Consider the following 11,182-nt stretch of genomic DNA (forward strand, 5'->3'; position numbering starts at 1 on the left):
GGGCAGTGGGCATGAGTGCAGGCACCGTGGACCGACCGCTCGTGAGCGTGGTCGTCGCCACCAACCGAGGCGGCCCCTTCCTGGCCGAGGCCCTCGACTCCGTCGAGGCCCAGACCTACCCCCGCATCGAAGTGGTGCTGGTCGACGACGGCTCCGAGGACCCCGAGGCGATCCGGCGGATCGTCGCCGGCCGCCCGACCACCACCGTCGTCCGGCAGTCCGCCGGCGGAGTCTCCACCGCGCGCAACGTCGGGGTCTCGCACACCCGCGGCGAGCTGCTCGTGTTCCTCGACGACGACGACCGCTGGCACCCCCAGCGGATCGAGCTGCAGGTCGAGGCCATGGCGGACGGCTCCGTCGTCGCGAGCTACTGCGGCATGCGCACCGTGGGCGTCGACGGCGAGGAGCTCGTCGCCGCCGACCAGCACCAGGTCCGCGACGTGCACGACGTGCTGCGGCGCACCATGGGCATCATCCTGCCGAACCTCATGACGCGTCGGGACACGTTCGTGCGCGTCGGGGGGTTCCACCCGGCGTTCCGGCGCGCGCAGGACCTCGACCTCGTCATCCGCCTCGCCCTCGCAGGCGACCTGCGCTTCGTGGACCGCACGCTCGTGGACTACCGGCGGCACGGGAACAACAACACCCGCCGATACCGGGAGCTGTGCCGCAGCATCGACCACGTCGTGCGCCTGCACGCGTGGGCAGCGTACGAGCGCGGCCGCGAGGACCTCGTGGCGGACTACCGCGCGAGCCTCGCCCGGAACCGTCGCTACGCGGCGTGGCGGGCCACGGCCTCCGCCCGCGAGCACGCGCGCCGCGGGCGGCCCGGCGCGGCGGTCGGTGACCTCGTGTGGCTCGCGCGGTTCGCCCCGAGGGCGCCCGTGGACTGGCTCGCCGAGCGGACCCGCCGCCTCCGGGCCGCCTCGGAACGCGGGGTCGCTGCACCCGACGTCCCGGCACCCGGTGCCTCCGCGGCGGACGTCCCCGCAGCCCAGGTCCGCGCCACCGACGGCACGACACCCGGAGTGACGGCACCCACGCCGGCGGCCCGGCGATGACCCCTGTCGCGCGGGACGCCCCCGCCCGTCCCCCGGCCGCCCCCGTGCGCCGGGTCGGGCTGCTCGGCGCGTTCGGCATCGGCAACCGCGGCAACGACGTCACCCTGAGGGCGTTCGCCGACGCGCTGACGACGGCGGACGTGGGCGACGTGGTGGAGCCGGTCGCCGTGTGCCCTGCCCCCGCGACCGTCGAGGCCACCGGCGTCCGCGCGGCCGCGTGGACCCGGCCGCGCTCCGGCAGCTCGCTCCTGGCCCGGCTGACGGCCAGGCTGGGCGACCTGGTGTGGACGTGGCGCACGGTGCGCGGCCTCGATGCCGTCGTCCTGGCCGGAGGCGGTCTGCTCGAGGTGACCCGGCTGCGCGCCTCGACCACGGCGTGGACGGTCGCGGCCTACACCTGGGCGGGGCACCTGCAGCACAAGCCGGTGGTGTTCTGGTCGGTCGGTGGCGACGAGCTGCCTCACGGCCCCGCTCGCCTCCTCGTGCGTGCCGCATTGCGCGGAGCGACGACCGTGGCCGTGCGCGACGACCACTCCCGGCGCGCGGTCGAGGCGCTCGACGGCCGGGCTCCCGCCACGGTGCACGACGTCGTCCTCGCCCTGCCCGTCGAGGACGAGCCGCGCCCGAGCCCCACGGGACCGCTCGGTACCGGCGCGACGGTCGCCGTCGGCGTCTTCAACGCCCGGGGCGCCACCGCCGCCGACGGCGCGGCGCTCGACGCCGACCGCTACGAGTCGGAGCTGTGCCGCACCGTGTGCGGCCTCGTCGACCAGGGCGACGACGTCGTGCTGCTCGGCGGTGCGGCGATCGACGCGGCGGTCATCGACGACATCGTGGCCCGCTGCGAGCACGACCTCGGGCCCCGCGCCTGCCAGGTGCACCGCGGCGCCTACGACGACTACCCGACGGCGCACCGGACCCTGGCCGGCGCCGACCTCGCCGTCGTCGCCCGGTACCACAGCGCCATCGCCGCACTCACGGCGGGGACGCCGACGGTCAGCGTCGGCTACGGCCCCAAGAACCGCGAGCTCATGGCCCAGTTCGGTCAGGAGGAGTACTGCGCCGACCTCCCCCGGGCGCGCGCCGACGAGGTGCTCGCCCTGGTCGAGCGCCTGCGCCGACGCGTGCGCTCCGAGGCGACGGCCATCGCCGGCGCGCACCGACGCCTCCAGGCGACCACCCGCGCCGAGCTCGACACCCTCGCCGCACTCCTCGCACACTCACCCACCACGATCCGGAGATGACCGTGCCCCAGCAGGACCGGCCCACCGTCACGGTCGGCGTGCCCGTCTACAACGCGCAGCGCTACCTCGAGCGCACCCTGACCGCCCTGCGCGACCAGGACCTGACGGACATCGAGGTCGTGATCTCCGACAACGGGTCGACCGACGCCACGCGCGACATCGTCCGCCGGTTCGTCGAGGCCGACGACCGGTTCTCCCTCCTCACGGTGGACCGCAACGTGGGCATGCCCCGCAACTACAACCGCGTCCTCGACGCGGCCCGGGCACCGCTGTTCATGTGGAACGCCTCGGACGACACGGTGCGCCCCGGCCACCTGCGTGCCTGCGTCGCGGCGCTCGCCGACCACCCGGACGCGGCGCTGGCGTTCTCCCAGGTCGTCTACGTGGACGAGCACGACCGGATCAGCGGGCGGATGGACGACGACGGCCTCGACTTCCGCACCGTCGGCCCGGCGGAGCGGGTCCGGACGTTCCTGGACCGCGACGTCTACCAGGCGATCGGCTACGGCGCGGTGATCCGCACGGACTTCCTGCGCCGCGTCGGTGGCATGCCCGTCTACTTCAGCAGCGACATGGCGCTCGGGGTGCGCATGGCGCTGCGGTCCACGTGGCTGCAGGTCGACGAGCCGCTCTACCAGGCGCGCCGGCACGAGGCGCAGAGCAACAAGCTCCGCACCGCCGACATCGCCGACCAGTCGCGCATCATCGACCCGGACCGGCCGCGCCGGTACGGCTTCCCCGAGTGGTACCTGACCTATCGGCTCGTGCGGGAGGTCGTCACCGCGCCTGTGCCCTGGCCGGAGCGCGGGCGCGCCCTGCAGGCCGTGGCGCAGGGCTGGAGCCTGCCGAACTGGCGGCTGCTGGGCTTCGATGTCAAGCGCAACCTCGTCCGGCTGACCCGCGGCAGGTACGTGGGCACCCACGAGGTCAGCCCCAGCTGAGAGGCCCGGGAGTGCGCCCACCCGACCCGATCTCGCCGTTGTCGGCTTTCCGGTGCACGATCAGGAAAGTCCGAGGTGGAGCAGCAGTGCCTCGTCGAGAGCGGCGACCTGAGGTGTGGTCAGGGCTCCGCGCCGGTCCCCGAAGCGATCCACGTCGATGGAGCGAACCCGCTCCGCCTGCGCCTTGGAGTCGACGGTGAGCCCGTTCGCGACGTCGGCAGGGACGAGGACCTGGAACGGCAGGATTCGAGACGTGTTGCTCGTGAGCGGCACCACGGTCAGGACGCCTCGGCCGCTGCGCTGAGTGATCCGGTTGCGGGCGTCGTTCGACACGATCACCACCGGGCGCCGCTTGTCCGCCTCGGAGCCACGTACCGGCACCAGGTCGACGTCCCAGATCTCACCGCGGCGCAACAGGGGGCTCCATGCCGTCGCCGGTCACTGCATCCCACGCTTCGGCGTCGCCGGAGCCGTACCACTCGTCGTCAGCGACCTGGTAGGCCGCTTCCAGGTCTCGCTCACGCAGGGCGCGCACCGCTGCCTGGAGTGCGGCGGAGCGCGACGGGAGGCCGGAGCGGTCCGCGTACTCGTCCAGGAACGACAGATCGGGCTCTGGCAGGCTCACGCTGACCTTCATGACTGTGATCGTACGCCTGTTCCTACCGCTGTTCCCACCCCAGGTGGCAACGTGACGAGCGAGTGTCAGGCCACAACCGGAGCACGGTCAGCGGCCGCCGAGGTCCAGCACCACCTTGCGTGCCACGAAGGCCTCGGCGTACCGGGACCGCGACTCGATCCCCCGCAGCCGCATGAGGCCGAGGAACGTCTCGTGGTCCCACCAGTCGCGCTCGTGCTGGGACGGGTACGCCTTGTCGAGCAGCTCCACCTTGCGCCGCGCGTTCTCCTCGCTCACGGGCACGTAGTGGGTGACCCGGTCCAGGTCGCCGTCCCATTTGGGGATTTCGTACTCGAGCACCAGCGCGTCGCGCCACACCTGGGTGGTCATCTCCGCGACCAGGGCGTGGTCCTGGTGCAGGTCGGTGCGGCGCGGGCAGAGCACCACGTCCGGGGCCACGGCGTCCCGCACGCGGCACAGCCCGTCCTTGAGCTCGGCCCAGCGCGCCGGCAGGCTCCCGTCGTCGAGCCCGAGGAAGCGGACGTCCGCACCCGGAGCGAAGAGGTCGGCCGCCACCCGCGCCTCGGCCTCGCGGACCGGGCTGCCGGAGGCGACGACCACCGTGACCTGCACGTCGGGACGCACCCCGAGCTCGAGCAGCGTGCCGCCGCACCCGATCTCCACGTCGTCCGGGTGCGCTCCGAGCGCCAGCACCGACAGCGGGCCGTCGGCCCGGGGACCCAGCGCGATCATCGTCGCCCCTCGCCGGTGCGTCGCCAGACCTCCCACGGCGCCTCACCGGAGTGGTGCATCGCCTCCAGCGTGGCGCGCTCCTTGAGCGTGTCCATCGGCGCCCAGAACCCCTTGTGCTTCCAGGCGAGGAACCTGCCGTCGGCCGCCGCCCGGGGCAGCGCGTCGCCCACCAGGTCCTCGCCGGCGTCGAGGTAGTCGAAGATCCCCTGGCTGAGCACGAAGTACCCCCCGTTGACACGCAGGTCGAGGTCCGTGGCGGACCGCACCCCCTCGACCCGGTCGTCGGCGTCGATCGCGACCGTGTGGAACGAGTCCGGCGGGCAGACGGCGAGCAGGGTACCGACGGCGCCGGCGTCGCGGACCTGGTCGACCATCTGGTCCAGCGGCGCGTCGGAGAGGACGTCGCCGTAGTTCGCGAAGAAGTACTCGTCGCCGTCGAGGTGCTCGCGCACCCGCCGGAGCCGCTCCCCGATCGGGACGTCCAGGCCCGTGTCGACGAACGTGATGGTCCAGTCGGCGATGTCCGTGCCGAGCAGCTCCACCTCGGCGCCGCCCCGGCGCAGCACGAAGTCGTTCGTGTGGGTCTCGCGGTAGTCGAGGAAGTAGTCCTTGATCGTCGTCGCGCCGAACCCCAGGCACAGCACGAACTCCGTGTGCCCGTGCGCCGCGTAGTAGCGCATCATGTGCCACAGCACCGGCCGGTCGCCCACCGTGAACATCGGCTTCGGCACCGGCTGGTCGTAGGCGCGGATGCGCATCCCGAGCCCACCGCAGAACAGCACGACCTTCATCTCGTCCCCCTCGTCGTCCGGCCGACGGCCTCGACCTCGGCCCGTCCCGCTACCACGTCCACCGCCACGTCCACGTCCCGTGCCCCGCCGCCCACGGGCGGCACCTCGACCGGGTGCGGGTCGAGCACCACCCAGCGCCCGCCCCGCGCCTCCACGAACGGGCACGCCCGGCGCACCTCGTCCAGCAGCTCGGGCACGAACAGCACCACCCGGTCGACGCCGAGGCCCTCGAGCGCGCCGGGAGCGACCACCGGCACCCGGCCCACCGGCAGGCACCGGCCCTGCTTGCCGGGCGACGCGTCGGCGACGGCCACCACGTCGTCGGCCCCGAGGCGCGCGAGCGTGAGGATCACCGGCGTCCGCGACGCCGCGCCGTACCCGCCGACCCGCAGGCCTCGCGCACGGCACCGGGCCACGTACTCGCGCAGGGCCGCGCCGGCACGGCCGGCGACCGCGTCCAGCGTCGCGACCACGCGCGGGTCCTCGACGCCGGCGACCCGCTCGGCCTGGACCAGGGCCTCGAACGAGGGCGCGGCGCCGGCGTCGGCGCCCAGGTCGGCGGCCGTGCCGTCGACCGGACGCTCGAACGCGAGCACGCCGGTCCCGCCCTGCAGGTCGGACGTCCAGGCCGCGCAGGGCCGCAGGCCCCTGGCCCGGGCCATCGCGACCAGGACGGGCGCGCTGAGGTACCCGTAGTGCCCGGGCCGCAGCGTGTGCCACGCCCCCGCGGCCAGGTCGCCGGCGAGCGAGTGGTACTGGACCACCAGCACCGACCCGGGGGCGAGCCTCCGGACACGCTCGTCCCAGGCGGTGGCCACGTCCGCGTCGTGCATCAGGCCGAAGATGTCGAGCACCAGGTCCGGGTGGCCGCCGCCCGAGGTCCACGGCACGGCGCCCGCCGCCTCGAGCAGCCCGCCCCAGTCGCCCCCGTGAGGGCTGGGGAACTGCGCGAACGTGGCGCCAGGGGCCAGCAGGCCCGCGTCGGCGAGCGCCCGCACCACCGTGCGGCCCTGCGCGACCATGGCCTGCGGCTCGACGCCGGCCTCCTCCCGGGCAGCCGGGCCGTCCTCCTCGAGCTGGGCGAGACCGCACGACGCGCACAGCACCAGGCGCAACGGGTGGGTGGGGTCGGGCAGGGGGTCGCCGGGCAGCGGGAGCAGCCCCGCGGGAGGCTGCGCACCGAGGTCGAGGACGACCTCGCCGTCGGCCGACCGGCACCATCGGCAACGCCAGGCCGCGACCGGCGCACGGGACCCGGGCGGGAGCGGCACGTCAGGCCCCCGGCTCGAAGACCTCGAGGTGCGGGAGCGCGACGACGAGCCGGCCGCCCCAGCCGGCGACGTGCGCGAGCTGCGCCGAGATCTCCTTGCGCAGGTTCCACGGCATGATCACGACGTAGTCCGGGCGAGCCTCGTCCAGTGCCTCGGGGGCGTGCACCGGGATGTGGGTGCCCGGCAGGAACCGCCCGTGCTTGTAGGGGTTGCGGTCCACGGCGAACTCGAGGAGGTCGGCCCGCACCCCGCAGTGGTTGAGCAGCGTGTTGCCCTTGCCGGGAGCGCCGTAGGCCACCACCCGCTTGCCCTGCCGCCGGGCGGTGAGCAGGAACGAGACGAAGTCGTCGCGGACCTGGGCCACCTGCTGCGCAAACCCGTCGTGCCCCTCGAGGGTGTGCAGCCCGAACTCGGCCTCCAGGGCGAGCACCCGCTCGACCTCCGGGCTCGGGGCGGGTGCGTGCTCGGCCGGCGCGGACCACGTGCGCAGCGAGCCGCCGTGGCTCGGCAGCTCCTCGACGTCGACGACGGCCAGCCCGGCCGCCGCCAGGACCCGCTGCGTCGTCAGGAGCGAGAGGTAGGAGAAGTGCTCGTGGTAGATCGTGTCGTACTCGTTGCCCTCGATGAGCCGCAGCAGGTGCGGGATCTCGATGCTCACCCGGCCGTCGTCCGCGACCAGGGCGCGCAGGCCCTTCGCGAAGTCGAGGATGTCCGGCACGTGCGCGAAGACGTTGTTGGCGACCACGAGGTCCGCCGGGCCGCGATCGTCGGCCACCTCCTTGCCCGTGGCCTCACCGAGGAACTCCACGAGGGTGGGGATACCGCGCTCGACGGCCGCCGCCGCCACGTTCTCCGCCGGCTCGATGCCGAGGCAGCGGATGCCGCGGTCGCGCACGTGCTGGAGCAGGTAGCCGTCGTTGCTGGCGACCTCCACGACGAACGAGTCGGCCCCGAGGGGCAGGCGCTCGACCGCGCCCTCCACGAACCGCCGGGCGTGCTCCACCCACGAGTCGGAGAACGACGAGAAGTACGCGTAGTCCGTGAAGATCTCCTCCGCGGGGATGTACGTGGGCAGCTGCACCAGCAGGCACCGGGTGCACACGCGCACGTGCAGCGGGTAGAACGTCTCGCCCTGGTCGATCTCGTCCGCACGCAGGATGCGCTCGCACGGCGGGGACATGCCGAGGTCGACGAACGTACGCGTCAGCTCGGTGCCGCACAGCCGGCAGGCCGGGGTGCTCATGCCGCCTCCCGCATCCGCAGCGTCGCGAGGTCGAGACGCCCCGCGTCGGCGAGCGCCTGGATCGCCCGCAGCCGCACGTACCGCGGCCCGTCGAAGTCCTGCGCGGTGAACCCGCGCTCCTGTGCGTGCGACCAGATCTCCCGGATGCCGTCCGGCACCGTCCAGCGGGGGGCGAACGCCGTGAGCAGCGCGCCGATCTTGCCGAAGTCGACCTGGTAGTTGCGGGTGTCCGGGCCCGCCCCCGCGGCGAACGTCACCGGCGCGCCGGTGATCTCGCTGACCTGCTCGGCGATGGTGCGGATCTGGACGACGTCCTCGTCCCGACCGACGTTGAACGCCTGGTCGTGCACGACGTCGCGGGGCGCCTCGAGCGCCGCGAGGAACGCGTGCGAGATGTCGTCGACGTGCACGAGCGGCCGCCACGGGCTGCCGTCGGACTGGAGGCGGACCTCGCCGCGGGTGAACGCCGTGCCCGTGAGGTTGTTGACCACGATGTCCGCGCGCAGCCGCGGGGACGAACCGTACGCGGTCGCGTTGCGCAGGTACGACGGCGAGAAGGAGTCGTCGGCCAGCGCCGCGATCCCCCGCTCCGCCAGCACCTTCGACTCGCCGTACGGCGTGACCGGGTGGAACTCGGCGTCCTCCGCCACGGGCGCGTCGCCCGCCGCCCCGTACAGGGAGCACGACGACGAGAAGAGGAACCGGGAGACGCCGGCAGCCTTCGCCGCCTTCGCGACGTGCACGGCGCCCCGCGCGTTGACGTCGTACGTCGCCTCGGGGTTCAGGTGGCCGATCGGGTCGTTCGAGATCGCCGCGAGGTGCACCACCGCGTCGAACCCCTCGAGGTCGGCGGGCGTCACGTCCCGGACGTCGCCCGTGCGCTGCTCGTAACCCCCGGGCTGCGGGCCGAAGTCGCAGCCGTCGTACCAGCCGACGTCGAGACCGACGATCTCGTGCCCGGCACGCTGCAGGACGGGGACCAGCACCGCGCCGATGTAGCCACGGTCGCCGTCGACGAGAACTCGCATGCTTCCTCACAGGGTCGTCCGGTCGTGTGGTCCGGCACGTTCGTCCGGTCAGGACGTCCGGAGCTGGATCGTGCCGTCCGCTCGAAACTAATGCCCGTGCGCGCGGCACGGCAGGCCGGTAGCGGGTGGATTCGCCCGGGCGACGGGTGAAAGTCGCCCGGGGCCCTCGGTTTGCCTCGCCGCGCCGTGGAGAATCGGCCGCATGAGGGTCCTGCGCATCTCCCACAGCGCGGTCGTGGCGTCGTGGCGCGAGCGCGAGGCCGCCCTGCGGCGCGCCGGCCTCGAGGTCCGCCTCCTGTGCGCGCGGTCGTGGGACGTCGGCGGGTCCGCCGTCGCCCTGTCGCCCGCGCCGGGCGAGGACGTCACCGGGGTCCGGACCGCCGGGCGGCACCCTGCGCTGTTCCTCTACGACCCGCGCCCGCTGTGGCGAGCGCTCGGCGAGCGCTGGGACGTGCTGGACCTCCACGAGGAGCCGTTCGCCCTCGCCACCGCCGAGGTGCTGCTGCTGCGCTGGGCGCGCGGCCTGCTGGACCGGCGACGCGGTCGCGTCCCGTACGTCCTGTACTCGGCCCAGAACCTCACGAAGCGTTACCCCTGGCCGTTCCGCGCCCTGGAGCGGCGCGCGCTGCGCGGGGCCGCCGGGGTCTCCGTGTGCAACGAGGGGGCGCGCCACGTGCTCCGGGGCAAGGGCGCGCGCAGCACGGTCGCCACCGTGCCGTTGGGGATCGACACCCGCGTGTTCTTCCCGGCGGACGGCGGGCCGACGACGGGCGACGGTCCGACGGCGGACGGCCCGGTGCTGCCCGACGACGGCCGCCTCGCCGTCGTCTATGCCGGCCGGCTCGAGCCGCACAAGGGTGTCGACGTGGCGATCGCCGCCGTCGCGGACGATCCGTCGATGACGCTCACCGTCGCAGGCCGCGGGTCGGCGGAGGCAGACCTGCGGGCCCGGGCCGCGAGCGCCGGGGGGCGCGTCCGGTTCGCGGGCGCCCTCGACGCCGCTGGGCTCGCCGCCCTCTACCGGTCCGGCGACGTCCTCGTCGTCCCGTCCCGGGCCACCGCGTCCTGGGTGGAGCAGTTCGGCCGCGTCGCCGTCGAGGCGATGGCGTGCGGCACCCCGGTGGTCGCCGCCGCCACCGGTGCGCTGCCCGACGTCGTCGGCGGCGCGGGGCTGCTCGTGCCGCCCGACGACCCTGGCGCGCTGCACGCGGCCCTGCGCCGCGTCCGCGACGAGCCCGGCCTGGCCGCCCGGCTCCGCGCGGACGGCCTCGTGCGCGCGGCGACGTGCCGCTGGGACGCCGTCGCGCAGCAGTACCTGGACCTGTACGCGGGCGCCGTGCGGCCCCCCGCGCGCTCGACCGCGACGTGCGGGCACTCCCCCGCCGAGGTGCTCCTGGTGGCGTACGGCGCCCCCGACCTCGTCGCGCAGGCGCTGGAGCCGCTCGCGGGCAAGCACCCGCTCACCGTCGTGGACAACTCCTCGCTCCCGGCGATCCGGGAGGTCGCCGCGAGGTTCGGCGCGCGCTACCTCGACCCGGGGCGCAACGGCGGTTTCGCAGCGGGCGTCAACCACGGCCTCGCCCACCGCCAGGACCCCGGCGCCGACGTGCTCCTGCTCAACCCGGACGCCGTCGTGAGCGCCGACACCGTGACCCTGCTCCAGGACGCGCTGGCCGCAGCCCCCGACCTCGCGACCGTGGGGCCCCGGCAGGTCGACGCCACCGGCACGCCGGCGCGCGTCGAGTGGCCGTTCCCGTCGCCCGGCCGCTGCTGGCTCGAGGCGGTCGGGCTCGCGCGCCTGGCAGGTCCCGGACGCCGCGGCAGCTTCGTCATCGGCTCGGTCCTGCTGCTGTCCGGCCGGGCGCTCGGCGAGATGGGGCCGTTCGACGAACGCTTCTTCCTCTACGCGGAGGAGACCGACTGGGCGTACCGCGCCAGCCGGGCCGGGTGGCGGCACGCCGTCGTCCCCGGCGCCCACGCCCTGCACCTGGGCGGTGCCACCAGCACCGACGCCACGCGCCGCGAGACCACGTTCCACGCGTCGCAGGAGACGTACCTGCGCAAGCACTTCGGCCCTGCGGGCTGGGCCGCGGCCCGCGCCGCGCAGGTCGTCGGCTCCGCCGGCCGCGCCGTCGTCCTGCGCGGGGACCGTTCCGCCGCCGCCCGCCGGCGGCTCGGCCTGTACCTGCGCGGCCCCGTCGCCGCCGCCCGGGCGACCGCATGAGGCGGGTCGG

11 protein-coding genes are annotated in these 11,182 nt (G+C 74.6%); 4 read left to right on the plus strand and 7 right to left on the minus strand.

Annotated elements, in window-relative coordinates; translation table 11 throughout:
* Positions 1-11: 11 nt before the first annotated feature.
* From LEP48_RS05900 to LEP48_RS05910, 3 genes are read left to right on the plus strand one after another with little or no spacing between them, the layout of a single operon-like run.
* The gene (locus LEP48_RS05900; protein WP_225564649.1) at positions 12-1,061 is read left to right on the plus strand and encodes a glycosyltransferase family 2 protein; all 1,050 of its coding nucleotides are present in this window, start codon (positions 12-14) and stop codon (positions 1,059-1,061) included.
* The gene (locus tag LEP48_RS05905) at positions 1,058-2,305 is read left to right on the plus strand and encodes a polysaccharide pyruvyl transferase family protein (protein WP_225564650.1); all 1,248 of its coding nucleotides are present in this window, start codon (positions 1,058-1,060) and stop codon (positions 2,303-2,305) included. Before LEP48_RS05900 ends, LEP48_RS05905 begins: the two co-directional genes overlap by 4 nt.
* Complete coding sequence (locus LEP48_RS05910; RefSeq protein ID WP_225564651.1) at positions 2,302-3,246, plus strand: glycosyltransferase family 2 protein; 945 nt, start codon at positions 2,302-2,304, stop codon at positions 3,244-3,246. Before LEP48_RS05905 ends, LEP48_RS05910 begins: the two co-directional genes overlap by 4 nt.
* A 60-nt stretch (positions 3,247-3,306) precedes the next feature.
* On the opposite strand, the gene LEP48_RS05915 is transcribed toward LEP48_RS05910, so the two are convergent.
* From LEP48_RS05915 to LEP48_RS05945, 7 genes are all read right to left on the minus strand, one after another.
* Positions 3,307-3,660 carry a type II toxin-antitoxin system PemK/MazF family toxin gene (locus LEP48_RS05915; RefSeq protein ID WP_304608324.1) on the minus strand — a complete coding sequence of 118 codons (354 nt, stop codon included), beginning with the start codon at positions 3,658-3,660 and terminating at the stop codon, positions 3,307-3,309.
* The gene (locus LEP48_RS05920; RefSeq protein WP_225564652.1) at positions 3,647-3,883 is read right to left on the minus strand and encodes a ribbon-helix-helix domain-containing protein; all 237 of its coding nucleotides are present in this window, start codon (positions 3,881-3,883) and stop codon (positions 3,647-3,649) included. Before LEP48_RS05920 ends, LEP48_RS05915 begins: the two co-directional genes overlap by 14 nt.
* Positions 3,884-3,970: 87 nt before the next feature.
* Positions 3,971-4,615 (minus strand): PIG-L deacetylase family protein, encoded by a 645-nt coding sequence (locus LEP48_RS05925; protein WP_225564653.1) that lies wholly within the window; start codon positions 4,613-4,615, stop codon positions 3,971-3,973.
* Entirely contained in the window at positions 4,612-5,406 is a 795-nt protein-coding gene (locus LEP48_RS05930; protein ID WP_225564654.1) for a sugar phosphate nucleotidyltransferase, read from the minus strand. The genes LEP48_RS05925 and LEP48_RS05930 overlap by 4 nt, the downstream gene beginning before the upstream one ends.
* Positions 5,403-6,677: a class I SAM-dependent methyltransferase gene (locus LEP48_RS18730; RefSeq protein WP_225564655.1), complete on the minus strand. Its 1,275-nt coding sequence runs from the start codon at positions 6,675-6,677 to the stop codon at positions 5,403-5,405. Before LEP48_RS18730 ends, LEP48_RS05930 begins: the two co-directional genes overlap by 4 nt.
* Before the next feature lies 1 nt (position 6,678).
* A complete protein-coding gene (locus LEP48_RS05940) occupies positions 6,679-7,920 on the minus strand; it encodes a class I SAM-dependent methyltransferase (protein ID WP_225564656.1) in 1,242 nt (413 codons plus the stop codon).
* Complete coding sequence (locus LEP48_RS05945; protein ID WP_225564657.1) at positions 7,917-8,948, minus strand: NAD-dependent epimerase/dehydratase family protein; 1,032 nt, start codon at positions 8,946-8,948, stop codon at positions 7,917-7,919. The genes LEP48_RS05940 and LEP48_RS05945 overlap by 4 nt, the downstream gene beginning before the upstream one ends.
* A gap of 202 nt (positions 8,949-9,150) precedes the next feature.
* Between LEP48_RS05945 and LEP48_RS05950 the strand changes: the two genes are divergently transcribed.
* On the plus strand, positions 9,151-11,172 hold the full coding sequence (locus tag LEP48_RS05950) for a glycosyltransferase (protein ID WP_225564658.1): 2,022 nt from the start codon (positions 9,151-9,153) through the stop codon (positions 11,170-11,172).
* Positions 11,173-11,182 lie beyond the last annotated feature (10 nt).

The organism is Isoptericola luteus, from assembly GCF_020297055.1.
GTDB classification, from domain to species: Bacteria; Actinomycetota; Actinomycetes; order Actinomycetales; family Cellulomonadaceae; genus Isoptericola; species Isoptericola luteus.